This window comes from Amycolatopsis endophytica, from assembly GCF_013410405.1.
Taxonomy (GTDB): Bacteria; Actinomycetota; Actinomycetes; order Mycobacteriales; family Pseudonocardiaceae; genus Amycolatopsis_E; species Amycolatopsis_E endophytica.
Map to the genome: position 1 here is coordinate 2938610 of NZ_JACCFK010000001.1, position 20740 is coordinate 2959349.

General features: G+C 71.0%; 23 protein-coding genes. 19 read left to right on the forward strand and 4 right to left on the reverse strand.

Going from position 1 to position 20740, the window contains the following annotated elements:
• The first annotated feature begins 192 nt into the window (after positions 1–192).
• The 3 genes from mshB to HNR02_RS14615 are packed head-to-tail and all read left to right on the forward strand — an operon-like array spanning position 193 to position 2092.
• A complete protein-coding gene (mshB, locus tag HNR02_RS14605; protein WP_179773726.1) occupies positions 193–1023 on the forward strand; it encodes an N-acetyl-1-D-myo-inositol-2-amino-2-deoxy-alpha-D-glucopyranoside deacetylase in 831 nt (276 codons plus the stop codon).
• On the forward strand, positions 1024–1395 hold the full coding sequence (locus tag HNR02_RS14610) for a hypothetical protein (protein WP_179773727.1): 372 nt from the start codon (positions 1024–1026) through the stop codon (positions 1393–1395).
• Positions 1388–2092, forward strand: a complete 705-nt coding sequence (locus tag HNR02_RS14615) for a hypothetical protein (RefSeq protein ID WP_179773728.1) — start codon at positions 1388–1390, stop codon at positions 2090–2092. The genes HNR02_RS14610 and HNR02_RS14615 overlap by 8 nt, the downstream gene beginning before the upstream one ends.
• Positions 2093–2094: 2 nt before the next feature.
• Here HNR02_RS14615 and HNR02_RS14620 read toward each other — a convergent pair whose 3' ends face one another.
• Positions 2095–2874: a site-2 protease family protein gene (locus HNR02_RS14620; RefSeq protein WP_179773729.1), complete on the reverse strand. Its 780-nt coding sequence runs from the start codon at positions 2872–2874 to the stop codon at positions 2095–2097.
• Positions 2875–3087: 213 nt separating this feature from the next.
• Here HNR02_RS14620 and HNR02_RS14625 point away from each other — a divergent pair, with 213 nt between their 5' ends.
• Both HNR02_RS14625 and HNR02_RS14630 read left to right on the forward strand, forming a co-directional pair.
• Positions 3088–3411, forward strand: a complete 324-nt coding sequence (locus HNR02_RS14625; RefSeq protein WP_026153473.1) for a WhiB family transcriptional regulator — start codon at positions 3088–3090, stop codon at positions 3409–3411.
• A 133-nt stretch (positions 3412–3544) separates the two neighbouring features.
• Positions 3545–5497, forward strand: coding sequence for a hypothetical protein (locus HNR02_RS14630; protein ID WP_179773730.1), 1953 nt, complete (start codon positions 3545–3547; stop codon positions 5495–5497).
• Here HNR02_RS14630 and HNR02_RS14635 read toward each other — a convergent pair.
• Positions 5455–5916: a metallopeptidase family protein gene (locus tag HNR02_RS14635; protein ID WP_179773731.1), complete on the reverse strand. Its 462-nt coding sequence runs from the start codon at positions 5914–5916 to the stop codon at positions 5455–5457. The genes HNR02_RS14630 and HNR02_RS14635 overlap by 43 nt on opposite strands.
• Before the next feature lie 96 nt (positions 5917–6012).
• On the opposite strand from HNR02_RS14635, the gene HNR02_RS14640 reads away from it, so the two are divergent.
• The 6 genes from HNR02_RS14640 (at position 6013) to HNR02_RS14665 (ending at position 11022) form a co-directional block, all read left to right on the forward strand.
• On the forward strand, positions 6013–6369 hold the full coding sequence (locus HNR02_RS14640) for a DUF3499 domain-containing protein (RefSeq protein WP_167111432.1): 357 nt from the start codon (positions 6013–6015) through the stop codon (positions 6367–6369).
• 79 nt (positions 6370–6448) lie between these two features.
• The gene (locus HNR02_RS14645; protein ID WP_179773732.1) at positions 6449–7804 is read left to right on the forward strand and encodes a phosphomannomutase/phosphoglucomutase; all 1356 of its coding nucleotides are present in this window, start codon (positions 6449–6451) and stop codon (positions 7802–7804) included.
• A gap of 10 nt (positions 7805–7814) precedes the next feature.
• Positions 7815–8027 carry a Trm112 family protein gene (locus HNR02_RS14650; protein WP_179773733.1) on the forward strand — a complete coding sequence of 71 codons (213 nt, stop codon included), beginning with the start codon at positions 7815–7817 and terminating at the stop codon, positions 8025–8027.
• Positions 8011–9105 carry a hypothetical protein gene (locus tag HNR02_RS14655; protein WP_179773734.1) on the forward strand — a complete coding sequence of 365 codons (1095 nt, stop codon included), beginning with the start codon at positions 8011–8013 and terminating at the stop codon, positions 9103–9105. The genes HNR02_RS14650 and HNR02_RS14655 overlap by 17 nt, the downstream gene beginning before the upstream one ends.
• Positions 9106–9172: 67 nt before the next feature.
• Entirely contained in the window at positions 9173–10396 is a 1224-nt protein-coding gene (manA, locus tag HNR02_RS14660; RefSeq protein ID WP_179773735.1) for a mannose-6-phosphate isomerase, class I, read from the forward strand.
• Between the two features lie 2 nt (positions 10397–10398).
• Positions 10399–11022 (forward strand): maleylpyruvate isomerase family mycothiol-dependent enzyme, encoded by a 624-nt coding sequence (locus HNR02_RS14665; protein WP_179773736.1) that lies wholly within the window; start codon positions 10399–10401, stop codon positions 11020–11022.
• On the opposite strand, the gene HNR02_RS14670 is transcribed toward HNR02_RS14665, so the two are convergent.
• Positions 11019–11471, reverse strand: a complete 453-nt coding sequence (locus tag HNR02_RS14670) for an Lrp/AsnC family transcriptional regulator (protein ID WP_179773737.1) — start codon at positions 11469–11471, stop codon at positions 11019–11021. The two genes, HNR02_RS14665 and HNR02_RS14670, sit on opposite strands and share 4 nt — an antisense overlap.
• Before the next feature lie 80 nt (positions 11472–11551).
• On the opposite strand from HNR02_RS14670, the gene HNR02_RS14675 reads away from it, so the two are divergent.
• The 3 genes from HNR02_RS14675 to HNR02_RS14685 all read left to right on the forward strand — a co-directional run bounded on the left by HNR02_RS14675 (position 11552) and on the right by HNR02_RS14685 (position 14594).
• Positions 11552–12010 carry a DUF2000 domain-containing protein gene (locus HNR02_RS14675; RefSeq protein WP_179773738.1) on the forward strand — a complete coding sequence of 153 codons (459 nt, stop codon included), beginning with the start codon at positions 11552–11554 and terminating at the stop codon, positions 12008–12010.
• 56 nt (positions 12011–12066) lie between these two features.
• Positions 12067–12981 (forward strand): cation diffusion facilitator family transporter, encoded by a 915-nt coding sequence (locus HNR02_RS14680; protein WP_179773739.1) that lies wholly within the window; start codon positions 12067–12069, stop codon positions 12979–12981.
• 80 nt (positions 12982–13061) lie between these two features.
• Positions 13062–14594: an APC family permease gene (locus tag HNR02_RS14685; RefSeq protein WP_179773740.1), complete on the forward strand. Its 1533-nt coding sequence runs from the start codon at positions 13062–13064 to the stop codon at positions 14592–14594.
• A 70-nt stretch (positions 14595–14664) separates the two neighbouring features.
• On the opposite strand, the gene HNR02_RS14690 is transcribed toward HNR02_RS14685, so the two are convergent.
• Complete coding sequence (locus HNR02_RS14690) at positions 14665–16965, reverse strand: hypothetical protein (RefSeq protein WP_312861010.1); 2301 nt, start codon at positions 16963–16965, stop codon at positions 14665–14667.
• Between the two features lie 86 nt (positions 16966–17051).
• Between HNR02_RS14690 and ahcY the strand changes: the two genes are divergently transcribed.
• The 5 genes from ahcY (at position 17052) to mtrA (ending at position 20735) form a co-directional block, all read left to right on the forward strand.
• Positions 17052–18524: an adenosylhomocysteinase gene (gene ahcY, locus HNR02_RS14695; protein ID WP_179773741.1), complete on the forward strand. Its 1473-nt coding sequence runs from the start codon at positions 17052–17054 to the stop codon at positions 18522–18524.
• A gap of 58 nt (positions 18525–18582) precedes the next feature.
• On the forward strand, positions 18583–18873 hold the full coding sequence (locus HNR02_RS14700; RefSeq protein ID WP_179773742.1) for a toxin-antitoxin system HicB family antitoxin: 291 nt from the start codon (positions 18583–18585) through the stop codon (positions 18871–18873).
• Positions 18870–19313, forward strand: a complete 444-nt coding sequence (locus HNR02_RS14705; RefSeq protein ID WP_312861011.1) for a type II toxin-antitoxin system VapC family toxin — start codon at positions 18870–18872, stop codon at positions 19311–19313. Before HNR02_RS14700 ends, HNR02_RS14705 begins: the two co-directional genes overlap by 4 nt.
• 23 nt (positions 19314–19336) lie before the next feature.
• Complete coding sequence (locus tag HNR02_RS14710) at positions 19337–19984, forward strand: dTMP kinase (RefSeq protein WP_312861012.1); 648 nt, start codon at positions 19337–19339, stop codon at positions 19982–19984.
• Between the two features lie 73 nt (positions 19985–20057).
• Entirely contained in the window at positions 20058–20735 is a 678-nt protein-coding gene (gene mtrA / locus HNR02_RS14715) for an MtrAB system response regulator MtrA (RefSeq protein ID WP_179773744.1), read from the forward strand.
• The last annotated feature ends 5 nt before the right edge of the window (positions 20736–20740 follow it).

Genomic DNA, 20740 nt, shown 5'->3' on the forward strand with positions numbered 1-20740 from the left:
GCTGCTCGTGGCCGCTCGACCTCCCCACCGGCACTCGGTGCACAGGCGCCCCTTCTCGGATATCCCCTGCTACGGCGCGGTGCGTAGCTCGGGGGAGAATAACCGACGCATCCCACTTTGTGGACCCCACGAAAGGACTAGTCATAAGCCTGTGACAGGAACGCCACACAATCTTCTAATTAGCCTGAAGACGTGACCGCTTCCTCCGCACGCAGACTTCTGCTCGTCCACGCCCACCCCGACGACGAGAGCATCACCACCGGCGGGACCATCGCCCGCTACGCCGCCGAGGGGGTCGACACAACCCTCGTGACCTGCACTCTCGGCGAAGAAGGGGAGATCATCCCGAAGGGTCTGGACCAGCTCGGCGCGTGGGCGGCGGACCAGCTCGGCGGGTACCGCGTGGGGGAGCTGACCTCCGCCGGCGCGGCCCTGCGCTTGACCCGTCAGTGTTATCTCGGAGGTATCGGGCGATGGCGCGATTCGGGCATGGCGGGCACGCCGTCGGCTGATCATCCGCGGGCGTTTTCCGGAGGTGATCCACTGGAGCAGGCCGCCCAGTTGCGCGCGGTGCTCGACGAGGTGCGCCCCCAGGTGGTCGTCACGTACAACGCCTTCGGCGGATACGGCCACCCGGATCACATCCGGGCACACGCAGTAACCATGATCGCCGTCCGGGACGCCCCTTACCTCGACCGGGTCTTCCACATCGCGGCTTCGCGTGACGCGCTCGCCCGTGGGCTCGCGAGGCTGCGCGAAGAGCCCGGCCTGCCGTGGCGGCTGCCGCACGACGGCGAGTTGCCGACCACCCCGGACGAGGAGATCACCACCGCGATCGACGTCGGCGACCACCTGGAGGCGAAAATCGCCGCGCTGGCCGCGCACGAGACGCAGATCAGCGTGCGGCCGCCCGCGTTCGCCTTGTCGAACGGCATCGCGCAGCCCATCGAAGCGGTCGAGCACTATGTACTGGTGCACGGCCCGGCCGAGGGCGCGGAGCGCGATCTGTTCGGAGGGCTGTAGATGACCAGGCTGCTGCTGGTGCTGCTGATCGTCGACGCGGCACTGCTGGCCGTGCTCGAACTGTTCTTCCTGCCGCTCTACGTCGGCGGGACCGTCCCGTTCCCGGTGACCGTGCTCGTCGCGGCCGTCACCACCCCGCTGCTGGTCCGGCTGGCGGGGCGGCTCGTCGCGCCACGCGCGGCGTTTGCCCCGTTGGTGGCGTGGGTACTGGTGATCGTGGTCGTCGGGCTGTTCGGACCCGGCGGCGATCTCGTGCTGCTGCAGGACTGGCGAGCATTGCTGCTCATCGCGGGCGGGGCGCTTCCGGCCGCGATGAGCCTGGGTGGCGTGCTCGCGGTCCCGCCGAAGGAGGGTGCGACCGCCCGTGGGTGAAGCCATCTCCGACCGTCAGGTCGTCGCCGTGCTGCGGCCGGTCGTGCGCGCGTCCGGTCCCGTGCTGCACGCGCTGCGCACGCCCGGTCGTCTCGAAGGGCTGGCGTCGGTGCGCGTGCCCGGGTCGGTGGCTTGGGAGGAGATGGACCGCGAGCGGCACGTCGACTGGTGGGTCAACCGGCTGGGCAGGCTGACCTCGCTGGTCACCGCGATCCCCGGTCTCGGCGGCGCGCTCGCCGACCGGCTGCCGGTGCAGGACGCTCTGGGCACGGCCGCGCAGGCGCTGCTGCTGACCGCGATGGCCGAGGAACATGGCGTCACCGACATCGGCGAGCGGGTCCGGCTGGTCGCGTGGGTGCTGTTCGAGCGTGACGTGGACCCCGCGCTGGCGGCCGGGAAGAAGGAGGACTCGGCCGACGAGGACGCCGAGACCGCGAAGCTGGCGGGCGAGTTCTCCCAGGTGGAGCACCGCTCCCGGCGCATCACGCTGAAATCGGCCGGCGGCACGCTGTGGCGGATGGGCCGCTCGCTCCTGGCGATCACCGACGAACTGGACAAGCGGCCCCACGGCCGGTTCTACCACCGGGCCGTGGGGATGCTGCCGGTCGTCGGCATGGTCGGCGACTACCTCGGCGAGCGCAGCGGCCTCAAGCGGGTCGTGCGCCGCGCGGACGCCTGGTTCGCCCGCGCGGCCTGACCTCAGTGCCGCCAGAAGAGGAACGCGTACTGGCCGACAGCCGCGGCGAGGTCGTCGCCGCCGCAGACTCCGTACAGGAACTGCACCAGGTCCCAGAACGCGTCGCCCACCGCGGGGACCGCGAACAGCAGCGCGAACAGCACCAGCGGCGCCCACGGCCGCGCCTTGGCTCCGAACTCGCGGGCCTCCGGCGACAGGTACGGCTCGATCGCGCCGTAACCGTCGAGCCCGGGCACCGGAAGGATGTTCAGCACGAAGGTCGCGATCTGCAGCAGCGCCAGGAAGGAAAGCCCGGCCAGCAGGCCGACCGGCATCGGGATCAGCTGCACGGCCACGGCGAGCACGATGCCGATCAGCAGGTTGCTCAGCGGGCCCGCGAGCGACACCCACGACGCGACGCTCCGGGTGCGCAGCGCCCACCGGTTGATCCACACCGCGCCACCGGGCAGCGGGATGCCGCCGATGAGCAGGAAGACCAACGGCAGCACGATGGACAGCACCGGATCGGTGTAGTGCCGGACGTCCATCGAGAGGTAACCCTTCGAGGCGACCTCGTAGTCACCGCCCTTGAAGGCGACGAAGGCGTGCCCGAACTCGTGCAGCGTGAGTGAGAGCACCCATCCCGCGACCACGAGGATGAAGATGCCCGCTACCACCATCGGGTCTTGGTCGGTGCTCAGCAGTGTGCTCGCGTCACCGAACGCGGCCAGTAGGCCACCCACTACGGTGAGTGCGAGGATGCCGAAGAAGACAGGACTGGGTCGGACCGCGGATCGTTGCACGGGGTCCAGTCTGTCGCATCCCGGCGAGTTGATGTTCGGCGTGTCCGCTTGCGCGTTCGGGAAGAAGCATCCCCCAACCTCGCTACTCCGCTTGACCTAGCCTCATTACACGGGTGTAATCACAGTGCTGTTATTCGTTGCTGCAAGGGGGCGACGGAGACGGCGATGCAAGACCGCCAGCCTGGGGAGTGCGTGGAAGCAGAGGAGGCGGACATGCGGTTGGAATCCGACGGAAGGGATTGGGGGAACGTCGTGGAGTGGCGAGAAGGCCCGGAGGTGGAGCTGGGCGAGCTCGTCGACCTCTTCGACAACGACGAGCCCCCCGAGTGGCAGGACCGCGCCCTGTGCGCGCAGACCGATCCCGAGGCGTTCTTCCCGGAGAAGGGCGGCTCGACCCGCGAGGCCAAGCGGATTTGTCAGGGCTGTGAAGTGAAGGGCGAATGCCTGGAGTACGCACTGGCCCACGACGAGCGCTTCGGCATCTGGGGCGGTCTGTCCGAACGGGAGCGTCGCAAGCTCAAAAAGCGGGCTGTGTAAGGGATTTTTTACACCTGCTTCACAACGAGGTGACAGGTTTCCGGGTACTCGTGCGGGTGCGCGGAGTCACGATCGGCTCAGCTAGGCTGCGGCGGAAGATCCTCGATGATCGTCGCCGCCCACTGGAGAAGCCTTGCCCGACAACGTGAACGTCCCGGACAAGACGTCGAAGGTGGCCAGGATCGTCCCCGTGGCGGGCGTTTTCGTGGTGCTGGCCGCGCTGGGCCTCTCGGTGAACGCGGGACGGCTCGGTTTCGACCTCGCGGGCGGCCGGTTGCTCGAAACCGGTTCGCTGGGCGAGGTCTGGTCCGCCTACCTCGCCGGCTGGCACGCCGTGGACGGTGGCACCGCGAGCGCCGCCCCGGCCGCACTGGCCGTGCTCGGGATCTTCGGTGCGATCTTCACGCCGCACGGGTTCGTGTCACTGCTGATGATCGCCGACGCTCCGCTGGCGGGGGCGTCGGCGTACTTCGCGACGCGGCGCCTGCCGGTGCGGCGGCCGGTCCGCGCGGTGATCGCCGCGGCCTACGGTCTGCTGCCCGCCGCGACGGCCGGGGTGACGCAGGGGCGTCTCGACGTGGTGGCCGTGCACATCCTGCTGCCGGCGGTCATCGCCGGAATCGCCGGGGTGCTGGCTGATCCGGGGCAGCGGTGGCTGCACACGTCGTCGTTGTGTGCTTTGGGCCTGGCGTTGCTGGGCGCGTTCTCGCCGCTGGCGCACCTGCTCGCGCTGGCCGGGCTGGTCATCGGGTTCGTCGTGCTGCCCTCGCCCGCTCCGCTGCTCAAACGGGCCGCGGCGGTGGTCATCGTGGTGCTGGTGCCGCTGGCGTTGCTGATGCCGTGGCCCACCGTGCTGGTCAACCATCCGGCGCTGGTGCTGCACGGCCTGAGCGGTCCGGGTGATCCGGTGACGGCGGTCGACCTGGCCGGGCTGGACCCCGGTGGTTCCGGCGCGCTGCCGGTGGGGCTCGCCATGCTGCTGGCCGCCGTGATCGCGTTCGCGGTGCGGCCCTCGCGCGCGGCCGGTGCCGGTTTCGCGGTCGTCGTCCTCGGCGTCGCGGCCCTGCTGGTCGTGCGGCTGGTGACGGTGACCCCGCTGCAGGGCGGGGAGGCGGCGCCCGGGTTCGCTGGCGTGCCGCTGCTGGTCATCGGGGCCGGGTTGCTGTGGATCGTGGCTTCGGCGTGCCGCGGCGAGGTCGGAAAGCCCTTTCTCGGCGGTGGCGCGGTGCTGGTCGTGGCGCTGGCGGTGGGTGTCGTCGTGACCGGCAGCGGTGGTCCGCTGCACTCCGGCGGCGGCCCGGCGCTGGCCGGGGACCAGGCGGCCGAACTGGCCCGCACCGGCCGGTCGGTGCTGGTCCTCGACGCCGGTGACGCACAGGCCCTGCAGACGGGCGGCCGGATGCCGCGCTTCGGTGACGACCAGCTCGCGGTCAGCGCGGCGTCCCCGGCGCGGCTGGCCGAGTGGCAGGACGCGCTCGCGAACCCGGAGCCCACGCGGGCCCGCGCGGCCCTGTCCGGTGCCGCGGCCTCCGGGGCGCTGTTCGTGGTGCTCCCGGCCGGTGCGGACGCCGGTGCGATCGCCGGAATGGCACCCGACCTGGCGTCGGCGGTGGCGCCGACCAGCGATGGGCGCTCGGTGCTGCGGCTGCTCGAACCCGGTGGTCAGGTCGTCCTGATCCCGCCCGGCGTCGCGCGCCAGGCGGTGACCGCACCGGCGCCGACGAGCACGCTCGGCGTGACGCCGGTCGCCGCGCGCCTGCCGGACGTGCGGGTGCGGGTGTCCGAGGGCGTGCCGGGACGGCTGCTGGTGCTGGCCGCCGAGCACGAGGACGGCTGGCGCGCGCAGGTCGACGGCAAGCCGGTGCCGATCGTGCCGGCCTGGGGCCACCAGGTGGCGGTCGCGGTGCCGACGACGCAGGCCGAGGTGACGCTGGAGCACCCGTCGACGCTGCGGGACGTGCTGCTGCTGGTCCAGATCGCGGCCGTGCTGTTCACCCTGCTGACCGCGGTGCCGACGCGGCTGCGCCGCGAGGAGGACGAGGACTACTCGCCGCCCTCGATGATGTCCGGCTCGACTCCCAGGTAGCCCGCCACCTGCTCGACGAGCACGTCGTGCACGAGTTCGGCCAGCTCACCGGGGTCCTTCGCGCGGGCCTCCAGCGGCCGCCGGTACAGCACGATCCGGGCGCGCGTCGGCATCCCCACGCGGTCCACGCCCGCCGGGGCCAGCCGGGACAGCGGCACCATCCCGTCGTGCAGCACCCCGTCGTCGGCCGGTGCGCTGCCGTGCCGGATCTCGGGCACGTCGTCGACCGCCACGTCGAGCTTGGTCAACTGGTCGCGCCAGCGGGCCTCGATGGGCTCCAGCGCGTCGAGCACGAGCTGGTCGAACTTCTCCGCGCGGCTGGCCGCGGCGGGCAGGGTCGCCGGGTACAGCGGCCCGCGCAGCCCGCGGCCGTGCCGGTCCCGGCGGACACGCCGCCGGTAGCGGGAACTTCGAGCCATGGACACATCCGGAAGGTTACGCGTTGGCCTCGGTCGGTGGCCTCCACCGGTGCGCCTGCGCGCACTTGCCCGGGGGAAGCGCTATCGTCTGCGATCGTGTCGAGCGTACGAAAGTGTTCGCGAACAGGGTGCCTGAACCCGGCCGTCGCCACGCTGACCTACGCCTACAGCGATTCGACCGCGGTGGTCGGTCCCCTCGCGACGGCGTCCGAGCCGCATTCCTACGACCTGTGCGAGGAGCACGCGCTCCGCCTGACCGCGCCCCGTGGCTGGGAGGTCGTCCGGCACGAGGGCGAGTTCGCCGCCCCGGACCGGTCCGACGACGAGCTGACGGCGCTGGCCGAGGCCGTCCGCGAGGCCGGGCGCTCCGACAAGCCCGCCCCGCCGCCGGAACCGGAGGGCCCCTCCGGCCGTCGCGGGCACCTGCGCGTCCTGCCCGATCCGATCTCGTAGGTCACGCCACATCCACCGAGCGTTCCCCCGGTAGGCTCTCGGGTATCCGAAGCCCATGGACAACTCCCGGGGAGAGCGCGTGTCAGACCTGTCGGCCATCGTCAAGGCCTACGACATCCGTGGCGTAGTCGGCGAGCAGCTCGACGCCGGCCTCGTACGGGACTTCGGTGCCGCGTTCGCGCTGCTCATCAAGCCGGAGTCGCCGTCGGTGGTGATCGGTCACGACATGCGCGACTCGTCCCCGGGCCTGGCCGCCGCGTTCGCCGACGGTGTCACCTCGCAGGGCCTCGACGTCGTGCAGATCGGCCTGTGCAGCACCGACGAGCTGTACTTCGCCTCCGGTTCGCTGAACATGCCCGGAGCGATGTTCACCGCGAGCCACAACCCGGCCAAGTACAACGGCATCAAGCTCTGCCGCGCGGGCGCCGCCCCGGTGGGGCAGGAGTCCGGGCTGGCCGAGATCCGCGACACCGTCGAGCAGGGCGTGCCGGAGTTCGCGGGCCAGCCGGGCGGCGTCACCGAGCGGGACGTGCTGCCGGACTACGCCGCGTACCTGCGCAAGCTGGTCGACCTGTCGGGCAGCCGTCCGCTGAAGATCGCCGTCGACGCGGGCAACGGCATGGGCGGCCACACGGTCCCGACCGTGTTCGAGGGACTCCCGATCGACATCGTGCCGATGTACTTCGAGCTGGACGGCAGCTTCCCCAACCACGAGGCCAACCCGCTGGACCCGAAGAACCTGGTCGACCTGCAGGCCAAGGTGCGCGAGGTCGGCGCCGACGCCGGCCTGGCCTTCGACGGCGACGCCGACCGCTGCTTCGTTGTCGACGAGAACGGTGACCCGGTGTCGCCGAGCGCGATCACCGCGCTGGTCGCGGTGCGCGAGCTGGCCAAGGACCCGGGCGGCACGATCATCCACAACCTGATCACGTCGCAGGCGGTGCCGGAGATCGTCGCCGAGAACGGCGGCAAGCCGGTGCGCACCCGCGTGGGGCACTCGTTCATCAAGCAGGAGATGGCCTCCACCGGCGCGATCTTCGGCGGCGAGCACTCGGCCCACTACTACTTCCGCGACTTCTGGCGCGCCGACACCGGAATGCTGGCCGCGCTGCACGTGCTGGCCGCGCTCGGCGAGCAGGAGCGCCCGCTGTCCCAGCTGACCGAGGCGTACTCCCGCTACGCGGCGTCCGGCGAGATCAACTCGACGGTCGAGGACCAGGTCGCCAAGCAGCTCGCGGTCAAGGACGCGTTCGCGAACCGCTCCGGCGCCGAGATCGACGAGATGGACGGCCTGACCGTGAAGCTGCCGGGCAAGGCGTGGTTCAACCTCCGCCCGTCGAACACCGAGCCGCTGCTGCGGCTCAACGTCGAGGCCGCCGACGAGGAAGCGGTTCGCGCCCTCACCGAAGAAGTCCTCTCGATCGTTCGCAGCTAAGGAGGTTTCAATGGCTGTCGCGCTCGATGCCCAGTTGCTGGAGATCCTCGCGTGCCCGTCCGACGACCACGCGCCGCTGCGCGCCGGGACGGCGGGCGACCCCGAGGCCGACGCGCTGACGTGCACGTCCTGTGGTCGCGAGTACCCGGTCCGGGACGGCATTCCGGTGCTGTTGCTCGACGAGGCCACGATCCCGGGTGAGTCCCGTGCCGACGGTGCTTGACGACACCCTCCTGGACGACCCCGCGCGGCTGGCGGAGGCCGACACGGCAGGACTGCTGCGGGCCGCGGCGATGGCGGGTGCCCAGGTGCGTTCCACCGCCGAGGTCGCCGGGGACGCCGAGCTGGCCGACCGGCTCGACCTGGGCCGCCCGCGTGCGCTCGTGCTGGTCGTCCGGCCCGGGGTGGGCCGCAGCGTCGCCCGGCTGCTGCACGCGCTGCTCGCGCCCGCCTGCCCGGTTCCGGTGGTGGTCAGCGACGCGGTGCCGCCGTGGATCGGTGCGCTCGACGTCGTCTTCGCCCACACCGACGACCCGTTCGACCGCGAGCTGGCCGCCGGCATCGAGCGGGCCGCGCGGTTCGGGGCGACGGTCGTGCTGTCCGCGCCCAACGAGGGCCCGGTCGCGGCGTCGGTCGCGGGCAAGGGCATCCAGCTCGTCCCGCGCGTCCCGGTGCCGCCGGAGATGACGTTCGCCCGTGGACTGGCCGCGGGCCTGCTCACCGCGAACGCGCTCGGGCTGCTGGTCGCCGACGTGCAGGCACTGGCCGATCAGCTCGATTCCGAGGCCGAACGCGGTCACCTCGGTCGGGACTCCTTCGCCAATCCCGCCAAGGCGCTCGCGCTGCGCGTCGCCGACCGGATTCCGCTGCTGTGGGGCCTGGACCCGATCGCCGTCGCGGTCGCCGGGCACGCGGGTTTCGCGTTCGGCGCGTTCGCGGGCGTGGTCGCGGACGTCTCCGACTACCGGCAGGCGCTGACCCGTCGCGCTCTGCACCGGGCGGCCGTGAGCAGTTCGGGTGAGCGCGACATCTTCGCCGACCCCGATTTCGACACCGAGCTGCCGGACTACCGCCCGCTGCTGCTGGCCGTGCACAGCGGCCAGGCAGCCGACGCGGCGCGCCACGACGCTTCGCATACGCTTCCCGGGGCCGGAGTGGTCGCGCCCGCGGACGAGATCGTCGGTGATGAACCCGTTCGCGCGGGGGTGCTCGCACTGCGGTTCGAGCTGGCCGCGGTCTACCTCGGGCTGGCGACCGGCACCTCGGGTGGTGCCGGGCACTACGAGCCGGTGACCGCCTGACGCCGGTTCGGGAGCCCGAATCCGCGGGATCGGGCGAGGGTTGTAGAGCCAAGGAGTTGAGAAGACAGTGGAGCTGCTGCGCAATGCGGTGCGGCCCTACGCCTGGGGGTCCCGGACGACCATCCCCGAGCTGCTGGGCCGCGAGGTGCCCGCGCCGCACCCGGAGGCGGAGCTGTGGATGGGTGCCCACCCCGGTGACCCGTCGCGGCTGATCAGTCCGGACGGTGACGAGCGCAGCCTGCTGGAACTCGTCGAGGCCGATCCGCACGGGCAGCTGGGCCGGGAGTGCGCCGAGCGCTGGGGCAACCGGCTGCCGTTCCTGCTCAAGATCCTCGCCGTCGAGGAGCCGCTGTCGATGCAGGCGCACCCGTCGGCCGAGCAGTCGGCCGAGGGGTACGCGCGCGAGGAGGCCGCGGGTATCCCGCGCGACGCGGCCAACCGGAACTACCCGGACCCGACGGCGAAGCCCGAGCTGGTGTGCGCCCTGACCGAGTTCCACGCGCTGGCCGGGTTCCGCGAGCCGGAGCGCACCGTCGAACTGCTCCGCGCGATCGAAACCCCCGGTCTGGCGAAGTACACCGAGCTGCTGGCCGCCCAGCCGGACTCGGCCGGTCTGCGTGCGCTGTTCACCACGTGGATCACGCTGCCGCAGCCGGTGCTGGACGAGCTGCTGCCCGAGGTACTCGACGCGTGCGTGCTGCACGTCAAGGACCACGGCCGGTTCGACGTCGAGTGCCGAACGATCCTCGAACTGGGCGAGGCGCACCCGCGTGACGCGGGCGTGCTGGCCGCGCTGCTGCTCAACCGGCTCGTGCTGAGCGCGGGCGAGGCCATCTACCTGCCCGCCGGGAACCTGCACCTGTACCTGCACGGCACCGCCGTGGAGATCCTGGCGAACTCGGACAACATCCTGCGCTGCGGTCTCACGCCGAAGCACGTGGACGTGCCCGAACTGCTCCGCGTCGTCGACTTCACCTGCGCCGACATGCCGGTGCTGCGTGGCGAGCCGTCGGCGTGCGGCGAGGTCTACACCACCGACGCGCCGGAGTTCGAGCTGTCCCGCTGCGAGTGGGCGGCGGGCGAGACCGGTTCGCTGAAGCTGGACAACGGCAAGCCGCAGATCCTGCTGTGCACGCAGGGCTCGGTGCGGGTGAAGGCGGAGAGCGGGCAGGAGATCGAACTGCGCCGCGGCCAGTCGGTGTGGGTGCCTGCTTCGGATCCGGCGGTGGCCCTGCACCCGGCGGAGAGCGGGCGGACGCAGCTGTTCCGCGCCACTTCCGGTTGCCTTTGACCATGACCGAGGACCTGTGGCCGCTGGTGCACGCCGAGCGGGCCGCGCTGGCGGATGATCTTTCTCGTCTGGACGACCAGCGTTGGGGGACGCCGTCGCTGTGCAGTGGGCTGACGGTGCGCGAGGTGCTCGCGCACCTCACCGCTTCGGCGAGCCTGACCCCGGTCCGGTGGCTGGCGGGGGTGATCCGTTGCCGCTTCGACTTCGACAAGCAGGTCGCCCTGCAGATCGCCAGGCACCTCGGCGATTCGCCGGGAGACACCTTCGCGCGGTTCCGCGGGGTGCTGACCAGCCGGACGAAGCCGCCGCTGCCGGTGATCGCCCTGCTCGGCGAAACGGTCGTGCACGGCGAGGACATCCGGCGTCCGCTGGGTGTTTCGCGCGCCTACCCGCCCGAGGTGCTGGCCCGGGTCGCCGGGTACTACGCGGGCACCGACCTCGTCGTGGTCGCGAAGGGCCGGATCAACGGCCTGCGGCTGGTGGCCACGGACGGCGCGTTCACCAGCGGCGACGGGCCGCTGGTGTCCGGCTCCACGCTGGCGCTGATCATGGCCATGACCGGCCGTGGCGCCTACTGCGACGAACTCGACGGCGACGGGGTCGCGCTGCTGCGGGGCCGCTGCTAGGCGGGGTCGATCACGCGGCTGCGGATGTGTTCGTAAATGACGTTGGTGCGGACGTCGGCGACCTCCTGGCGCTGGGTCAGCCGGTCGATGACGAAGGCGTACAGGCTGTCGTTGTCGGGGACCGCGACGTGCACCAGGAAGTCCTCGCCGCCGGTCACCACGAACACACCGACGGTTTCCGGTAGCAGCGTCGCCCATTCCCGGAACGCTTCGATGACCGGCCGGGACGGCGGGCGGATCCGGACCGCGATGAGCGCCTGCACCGGACGGCCGATCTTGCCCAGGTCGAGGTCGACGTTGTAGCCGCGGATCACGCCGCGCTCGCGCAGGGCGCGCACCCGCTCCAGCGACGTCGACGGCGAAACGTGCGTCGCCGCGGCCAGTTCGCGGTTGGTGCGCCGCCCGTCGCGCTGCAGTTCCCGCAGCAGCGCCTGATCTAGTTCGTCCAACCCGGCCAAATCCGGCCTCCCGTCGAATTAAGTTCGGCATTGCTGGCGATGCCGCAGATCTCTGCCTAGCTTAGGCGTCTGTGAGCACAGAACATCAGGTCGAGGTTCAACTCGACGCCACCACCCGCACGGCCAAGGTGAAGTGGGTGATCGTCGCCGACCCGTCGCTGGGGCCGGGTCTGGTCGCGAACGCCACCGCCTGCCTGGGCGCCGCCGTCGGCAAGGTGATGCCGGAGCTGGTCGGCCCCGACGTCACCGACGCCTCGGCACGCCCGCACACCGGACTGCCCTGGACCGGCTGCTCGATCCTGGCGGCGGATGCGGCGAAGCTGCTGCAGATCCGCACGAAGGCGGCCAACCGCGAGGGGATCTTCATCGCCGACATGTCCAAGCACGCGCAGGCCAGCCGCTCCTACACCGAGTACACCGAGGCGATGGCGAACACCGACGAAGAGGCGTTCGAGTACTACGCGGTCGCCCTGGTCGGCCCGCGCAACAAGATCGACAAGCTCGTTGGCGGACTCCCGCTGCTGCGCTGACGGCCCAAGCCTTAGGCTCATCCCGACAATTCGGGAAGACTCAGCAGGGGGTCAGCGTGTCGGCAAGTGGCGGAACGAAGGCGATCCTCGCGGCACTCGGCGCCAACGCCGGGATTGCCGTGGCGAAGTTCGTCGGGTTCCTGGTCACCGGGTCGTCGTCCATGCTCGCCGAGTCGGTGCACTCGCTGGCCGACACGTCCAACCAGGGCCTGCTGCTGCTCGGGCAGAAACAGGCGCGGCGGCGGGCCACCCGCGAGCACCCCTTCGGCTTCGGCCGGGAGCGGTACTTCTGGTCGTTCGTCGTGGCGCTGATGCTGTTCACGCTCGGGTCGGTGTTCGCGCTGTACGAGGGCATCCACAAGATCGAGCACCCGGAGCCGCTGACCAGTCCGCTGGTCGCGGTGGTCATCCTGGTCGTCGCGATCGGCCTGGAGAGCTACTCGTTCGTCACCGCGATCAAGGAGTCGCGCAAGATCAAGGGCGACGCGACGTGGTGGCAGTTCATCCGCCAGTCGCGGACCCCCGAGCTGCCGGTGGTGCTGCTGGAGGACACCGGCGCGCTGCTCGGCCTGGTCTTCGCGCTGGCCGGGGTCGGGCTGTCGGAACTGACCGGCGACCCGGTGTGGGACGGCATCGGCACCGTGATGATCGGCGCGCTGCTCGGCATCATCGCGATCATCCTCATCGTCGAGATGAAGAGCCTGCTGATCGGCGAGGGCGCCACCGACCGCGAACTGACGAGCATCGTGGACGCGCTGACCGGCGGCCGGGTCGAGCGGGTGATCCACATCCGCACCCAGTACCTGGGCCCGGACGAGCTGCTGGTCGCCGCGAAGCTCGCGCTCGCGCCGCGGCTGGAGCTCGCCGAGGTGGCGTCCGAGATCGACGCCGCCGAGGCCAGGGTTCGCGAAAACGTGCCTGCCGCGCGGCTCATCTACCTCGAGCCGGACCTGGACCGTCAACCTGTCTGACCTCCGATTCGCCTGCTCCACCCGTTCGGGTTAAGGTGACCAACCGGACCTGAGACCCAGGACACCGGGAGGAGACACCCTTGCCAGGCAACGGGCTGTGGCGCACGAAGTCGATCGAGCAGTCTATTAAGGACACCGACGAGCCGGACACGAGGTTGCGCCGCAACCTGTCCGCTTGGGACCTCACGGTGTTCGGCGTAGCGGTCGTGATCGGCGCCGGCATCTTCACGCTGACCGCTCGCACGGCGGGCGACTACGCCGGACCCTCGGTGTCGCTGGCGTTCGTGTTCGCCGCGATCGCGTGCGGGCTCGCGGCGCTGTGCTACGCCGAGTTCGCCTCGACGGTGCCGGTGGCGGGAAGCGCGTACACGTTCTCCTACGCCACGTTCGGCGAGTTCATGGCCTGGATCATCGGCTGGGATCTGGTGCTGGAACTGGCCGTCGGCGCGGCCGCGGTGTCCAAGGGCTGGTCGGTCTACCTGGAGACGGTGCTCGGCTACATCTTCGGCGACGGCGCGAAGACGACGTTCGACATCGGCGGCGTCACGATCGACTGGGGCGCGCTGATCCTGGTGCTCGCGCTCGCCGCGGTGCTGACCATCGGCACGAAGCTGTCCTCCCGGGTGTCGATGGTGATCACCGCGGTCAAGGTCGGCATCGTCCTGTTCGTCATCGTGCTCGGCCTGTTCTACATCAAGGGCGACAACTACACGCCCTACATCCCGCCGGGCGCCGGGGCGTCCGCGGGCGAGAGTGGTGTGGACCAGTCGCTGTTCTCGGTGATCGCGGGCGGGGCGAGCAGCTCGTTCGGCATGTTCGGTCTGCTGGCCGGTGCTTCGCTGGTGTTCTTCGCGTTCATCGGGTTCGACATCGTGGCCACCACGGCGGAGGAGACGAAGAACCCGCAGCGCTCGGTGCCGCGCGGCATCTTCGGGTCGCTGGCGATCGTCACGGTGCTGTACGTGGCGGTGTCGCTGGTGGTCGTCGGGATGGTGCCCTACACGGAGCTGGCGACCGACGCCGGCGACGGCAGCCACAAGACGCTGGCGACGGCGTTCGCCGCGAACGGCGTCAACTGGGCGGCGAACGTGATCTCGATCGGTGCGCTGGCCGGTCTGACGACCGTGGTGATGGTACTGATGCTCGGCCAGGTCCGCGTCCTCTACGCGATGTCGCGCGACGGCCTGCTGCCGCGTGGCCTGGCCAGGACGAGCGAGCGCGGAACGCCGTCGCGGGCGACGATGCTGGTCGGCCTGCTGGTCGCCATCGCCGCGACCTTCTTCCCGGCGGACAAGCTGGAGGAGATGGTCAACGTCGGCACGCTGTTCGCGTTCGTCCTGGTGTCCGCGGGTGTGCTGGTGCTGCGCCGGACGCGCCCGGACCTGCCGCGCGCGTTCCGCGTGCCGTGGGTGCCGGTGGTGCCGATCGTCGCGATCCTGGCCTGCCTGTGGCTGATGCTGAACCTGACCGTGCTGACCTGGCTGCGGTTCCTGGCGTGGATGGTGCTCGGCGTGGTCATCTACTTCGCCTACAGCAGGCGGCATTCCCTGCTCGGCAAGCGGGCCACGGAAACCCCGATGCCGGTCGACGGCGCCGATCCGAAGAAGCCCTAGTCCTTCGACAGCGGAGCCGCCTCGCCACCCGAGCAGCTTGCACCGCCACCCGCACCGGGAAGCAAGCTGTTCAGCGTGCCAAATTCAGGTGGAACCGGGGGAGGTCGGGGAACAGGGGAACCTGCTCGGCCTCCCCGCGGACCGGTTTGCCGGGGAACTCCAGCCCCGCCGCGATCGCGACGGCCTGGTCCCATTCGGGGTCGACGAGGTAGTCGGCGTGCCCGAGCACCCCGGCGGCCCAGCGGCGGGCGCCCGACGGTGGGTGCACCGGGTCCGGCAGCCAGTGGTCACCGCCGAGGACGAGGGCTCCGGTGGGTCCCGGTGCCGCGGGTGGCAGCGCGCCCCAGCCGCCCTCCGGCAGGTAGCCCTCACCGGTCAGCTTGTCGCCGTCGACCTGGTGGCGCCACGTCGTGACGCCACCGCCGAAGATGTCCGTGCCCCGGGCCAGCCCGCGCCACCGTCCGTCGAGCGAACCGTGCAGCGCCGCGAGCGCGGCGTGCGGCAGCACCGCGGGAAAGGCCCGCTGGTAGCCCCACTGCAACGGTGAACCCGCGCTGAGCAGGCCGACCCGTTCCCGCTCGGCAGGCGTCAGGGTGTGCACGAGCCGCGCGGTCGCGATCACCGCCAGCACGCTGCCCAGCTTCTCGCCGCCCAGCACGACCCGCGTGTTCGGTTCGGTTAGGTGCTCCTTCGCGCGGGCCGCGAGGTCCGGAACCACTTTCAGCGCGTAACACGGCGGTACCGCCGGATGCGCCGCGCGCGGCCAGAAGCACACGAGATCCGCCAGCGCGCCCAGGTGCCGGTTGCGGCCCGGCTTCGTCGCGGCGGTGTAGACCACCCGCAGCAGCCCGACGGCCAGCACGCCGAGACCGAACACGCCGACCCCGGACAGCGTGTCCAGCCAGGCGGGCAGCGCGCCGAACCCGTACCAGGCGGCCAGCAGCGCCGCGCCGCCCAGCGACAGCCCGGCGATGACGCCGAGCGCCAGGTGGTGCAGGTGCCGCCGTTCCCACGCCGACCGCGCCCACGCGGCCGCCGCGGCCTGCTCGTCCGCCGGTGACTGCAGCATTCGCACGACGTCCGGGACGCCGCGACGGCGCCGCCGCAACGGCACACCGACCGCGAAACCGAGCACGCCCAGCACGACGGCGAGCACCAGACCGGCGCCCCACAGCGACGTCACCAGCCGGTAGCTGTCCGGCAGCCGGACATCGCCGGTGCCGGCCAGCCGTCGCAGCCCGGTCGCCAGCCCCGCCCCGAACCCGCCGCCGAGCAGCGCGGCCAGGGCGAGCGCGGGCGCCGCCGCCCAGCCACCCGCCCACGGCCGCAACCGCCGCGGCAGCTCCCGCCAGGTCCGGCGGGCCAGCAGCGCGGACGGAACCAGCAGCAGGGCGAACACCAGCCACGCGCCGATCAGGGCCGCGCCGACGCCTTCGACCGTCGCGTCCGAGCCGGTCGCGACCCCGCCGCGCGCGCCGACCGCGACCAGCAGCGCGGCCGACACCCACAACAGCCCGCCGCGAGCCCACTTCGGCAGTTCACGGACCCCCGTCGCCGTGGTCACGAGAGCCACGCCGATCAGCACCAGCGAAGCGGCCCACAGAAGGCGTGCGGTGACGTCGCCGGGAACCACGAACGGCCCGCCCATCGCGAGCAGGCCCACCGTGCCCAGCGCGGCGACCGCGTGCAGGCAGCGCAGCACCGGCGAATCCGTGTCGCCGCGCAGGACGTCACCGGGCAACGTGTCGCCGGGCGGCGGGGGCTGGTGCGCGCGCACGGTCCAGTTCGTCCCGGACACCCGGTACAGCACGAAGACCACCACGGCCGCGGGCAGCAGACCCGCGCCGAGGCGGACCTGGCCGACATCGCGCACCCAGCCCGGCAGCCAGGTCAGGCACTGCCGCCCCGGCGCCAGGCACTGCGCCGCGAACAGGTCCAGTGTGACGACGGCGACCTGCGCGATGAGCAACATGGTCAGCAGCAGTGCCGCGATCCGCAGCACACCGCGGCACAGCCCGCCGAGGACCGCGGCCGCGCGACTGCCGCCCGGAACCGGCGGCAGCATCCAGTGCGCCACGTTGGCGAGCGAGAACGGGAACAGCAGCGCCCACGCGGCCTTCGCGGCGCCGCCGGAGGTCATGCCGCTCCACAGGTAACCCTCGAGGGTGCGGGGGACCGACCGGCCGAGCGCGGGGAGCACCGGGCCGGGCGCGGGACGCCGCAGCCGGTCCGACGGGCGGATGATCCGGCCCACACCGTCCCCGGCGACTTCCACCGTGCCGGCGGCGTCCAGCAGCTCTTCGCCGCTGGTACCGGACAGGCCCGGCACGCGTAGTTCGACCACTCGGGTGTCGGGACCAGGAAGCGGCACGTCGGCTGTCTCCTTTTCCGGGTGTCCTGCGATGAACGGACAACGGTACTGTTCAGGTGGAGCCGATCGTTGGAGGAAATGCCGCTATGACCCCCGAAAGCGTTGCGAAGTGGCACGACACCCGCAACGGGGTGGAATTCGCCGTCGCGGATCTGGAGCTGGCCGAGTTCGGTCGTAAGGAGATTCGCCTGGCCGAGCATGAGATGCCGGGGTTGATGGCGCTGCGCCGCGAGTACGCGGAGGTGAACCCGTTGCGCGGCGCGCGGGTGACCGGTTCGCTGCACATGACGGTGCAGACGGCGGTGCTGATCGAGACGCTGGTCTCGCTCGGTGCTGAAGTTCGCTGGGCGTCGTGCAACATTTTCTCCACGCAGGACCATGCGGCGGCGGCGATCGTGGTGGGCCCGCACGGCACGCCGGAGGAGCCCAAGGGTGTGCCGGTGTTCGCGTGGAAGGGCGAGTCGCTGGAGGAGTACTGGTGGTGCACCGAGCGTGCGCTGACCTGGGCCGAGGGTGGTCCGAACATGATCCTCGACGACGGTGGCGACGCCACGATGCTGGTGCACAAGGGCACCCAGTACGAGGCCGCGGGCGTGGTGCCCCAGCCCGAGGACGACGACCCCGACGAGTGGAAGGTCGTGCTGGAGCTGCTGCGCGCCTCGCTCGCGGCGGACGGGCAGAAGTGGACCAGGGTCGGCCAGGGCGTGCGCGGCGTGACCGAGGAGACCACCACCGGCGTGCTGCGGCTGTACCAGCTGGCGGCGGCCGGTGAGCTGCTGTTCCCGGCGATCAACGTGAACGACTCGGTGACGAAGTCGAAGTTCGACAACCGGTACGGCATCCGGCACTCGCTGATCGACGGCATCAACCGCGGCACCGATGTGCTGATCGGCGGCAAGGTCGCGGTGGTGTGTGGTTACGGTGACGTGGGCAAGGGCGCGGCGGAGTCGCTGTCCGGGCAGGGCGCGCGGGTGATCGTGACCGAGATCGACCCGATCTGCGCGTTGCAGGCGGCGATGGACGGCTACCAGGTCAAGACGCTGGAGTCGGCGCTGGGCGAGGCCGACATCGTCATCACCACGACCGGGAACAAGGACGTGGTGCTGGCCGAGCACATGGCCAAGATGAAGCACCAGACGATCGTGGGCAACATCGGCCACTTCGACAACGAGATCGACATCGCCGGCCTGACCCGCTACCCCGGCGTGCGGCGGATCAACATCAAGCCGCAGGTCGACGAATGGGTCTTCCCGGATGGGCATTCGATCCTGGTGCTGTCCGAGGGCCGCCTGCTGAACCTGGGCAACGCGACCGGGCATCCCAGCTTCGTGATGTCGAACAGCTTCTCCAACCAGGTCATCGCGCAGGTGGAGCTGTTCACCAAGCCCGAGGAGTACGACAACGAGGTCTACCGCCTGCCCAAGAAACTGGACGAGAAGGTGGCCAAGATCCACCTCCAGGCCCTGGGCGGCGAACTGACCAAGCTGACCAAGGACCAGGCCGAGTACATCGACGTCGACGTCGAGGGCCCGTTCAAGTCCGACCACTACCGCTACTGACCGCGTCCTGCCGCTCTGCGGTGCTATCATCCGTTCGGGTTTGTGATAGCATCGTGGGGTGAAGCAGCAACTGATCCTCAGGGTCGACCCCGAACTGCACACCCGGTTGAAGGCCAGAGCCGAGGCCGAGGGGCGCAGCGTGAACGAACTGGCCACGGAGTGGCTCCGCGCCGGCGTGGGACAAGAGGAGACGCCGCAGGAGTGGCACCGGCGGCTCCTCGCAGATGGGAAGCTCGTCACCTTCGAGCCCGACGGGCCCGCTCCGGGCCACGACGAACTTGAGCGCGTGTCGGCGGGATGGGGTACCTCGGTGAGCGAGGCCCTGGACTGGACGCGTGGTGAGTGGTGACCGTCGTCTACGCCGACACGAGTGCGATCGTCACCGCTTACCTCGCGGACGAACCCGGACACGCCGAGCTGCGTGAGCTGTTGCTGAGCGGGCGTTGCAGGGTGCTCACGAGCGAACTCGCCCGCGTCGAGTTCGCCAGCGCCATGACCACCGCGAAGCGTGCGGGCCGCATCCCCGACGGACGCCAGTTCCTGAACCAGTTCGACGTAGACGCCCGGTCCGAGCTGCTCGGGGTCATTCCCTTGGTGCCGTCCCGGATCCTGCCCGCCGCACGGCGGCTCGTGACCGAGAACCACCCGCTGCGGACCCTGGATGCCATCCATCTCGCGGTGGCTCTGAACGACACCGTGCCGCTGACCCGCGGCGAGCCGGTCGTGATGGTCACCCGTGATCAGCGCCAGGCCGAGGCGGCCAAGGCCCACGGCCTGGAAGTGCGCTGACGGCATCCCGTTAACCTGACCGCGTGGGAAAACTCGTGGTCATCGAGGGGCTCGACGGGGCGGGCAAGCGCACGCTGGCCGACGGCCTCACCAAGGCGTTGCACGACCAGGGGCACACGGTCGCCACCTTCGCCTTCCCCCGGTACGGCCGCAGCGTCCACGCCGATCTGGTCCGCGAGGGCCTGCACCGCCGTCACGGGGACCTCACCGACTCCGTCTACGGCATGGGCCTGCTCTACGCCCTCGACCGCCGCGAAGCCGCGCCCGAAATCCGCGCCGGCCTGTACACCCACGACGTCGTCCTGCTCGACCGGTATGTCGCCTCGAACGCCGCCTACGGCGCGGCCCGCCTGCGGCAGCGCGCCGACGGCGAGTTCGTCCGCTGGGTTCGGGAGATCGAGATCGACCGTTTCGGCCTGCCGGTCCCGGACGCGCAGATCCTGCTGAAAGTCCCGACCGCCGTCGCCGCCGAGCGGGCCGAGAAGCGGGCCGCCGCGGAGGCCGGCCGGGCCAAGGACGCCTACGAGTCCGACGACGACCTCCAGGCCCGCTGCGCGGCCGTCTACGACGAGCTCGCCGCGCTGTCCTGGTTGTCCGGTTGGCGGGTCGTGGACGGCGCGGCGGGCGTCGACCACGGTGCCCTCGTCGGCGGGCTGGTCCATCCGGGCTAACCGGCGTGCGGGTTCGTGAGCCGTTCGCAGGGTCGGCCGTCACGAACGGTCTCCGTAGTGCGAATATGTGGTCATGAAGGCACGTGTGTTGGTCGTCGACGACGACCCCGCTCTCGCGGAGATGCTCACCATCGTGCTGCGCGGCGAGGGGTTCGACACCGCGGTGGTGGCGGACGGCTCCCGGGCGCTGCCCGCCCTGCGGGAGCTCAAGCCCGATCTCGTGCTGCTCGACCTGATGCTGCCCGGCATGAACGGCATCGACGTCTGCAAGGCGATCCGTGCCGAATCGGGCGTGCCGATCGTCATGCTCACCGCCAAGAGCGACACGGTCGACATAGTGCTGGGCCTGGAATCCGGCGCCGACGACTACGTCGTCAAGCCGTTCAAGCCGAAGGAGCTGGTCGCGCGCGTGCGGGCGCGGCTGCGGCGCACCGAGGCCGAGCCTGCCGAGACGCTGACGATCGGCGACCTCGCCATCGACGTGCCCGGCCACGAGGTGACCCGCGAGGGCAAGGCCATCCCGCTCACCCCGCTGGAGTTCGACCTGCTGGTCGCCCTGGCCCGCAAGCCGCGCCAGGTCTTCACCCGCGAGGTCCTGCTGGAGCAGGTGTGGGGCTACCGGCACGCCGCCGACACCCGCCTGGTCAACGTGCACGTGCAGCGGTTGCGCTCGAAGGTCGAGAAGGACCCCGAGCACCCCGAGGTCGTCCTGACCGTCCGCGGCGTCGGGTACAAGGCCGGCCCGCCGTAACACCC

Excerpts from the sequence above, each read along its gene's own strand:
- HNR02_RS14635 (WP_179773731.1), bottom strand. The coding sequence starts at position 5,916 with ATGGCTCGAAGTTCCCGCTACCGGCGGCGTGTCCGCCGGGACCGGCAC.
- HNR02_RS14650 (WP_179773733.1), top strand. The coding sequence starts at position 7,815 with ATGGCTGTCGCGCTCGATGCCCAGTTGCTGGAGATCCTCGCGTGCCCG.
- HNR02_RS14625 (WP_026153473.1), top strand. The coding sequence starts at position 3,088 with ATGCGGTTGGAATCCGACGGAAGGGATTGGGGGAACGTCGTGGAGTGG.
- mtrA (WP_179773744.1), top strand. The coding sequence starts at position 20,058 with ATGAAGGCACGTGTGTTGGTCGTCGACGACGACCCCGCTCTCGCGGAG.
- HNR02_RS14665 (WP_179773736.1), top strand. The coding sequence starts at position 10,399 with ATGACCGAGGACCTGTGGCCGCTGGTGCACGCCGAGCGGGCCGCGCTG.
- ahcY (WP_179773741.1), top strand. The coding sequence starts at position 17,052 with ATGACCCCCGAAAGCGTTGCGAAGTGGCACGACACCCGCAACGGGGTG.
- HNR02_RS14610 (WP_179773727.1), top strand. The coding sequence starts at position 1,024 with ATGACCAGGCTGCTGCTGGTGCTGCTGATCGTCGACGCGGCACTGCTG.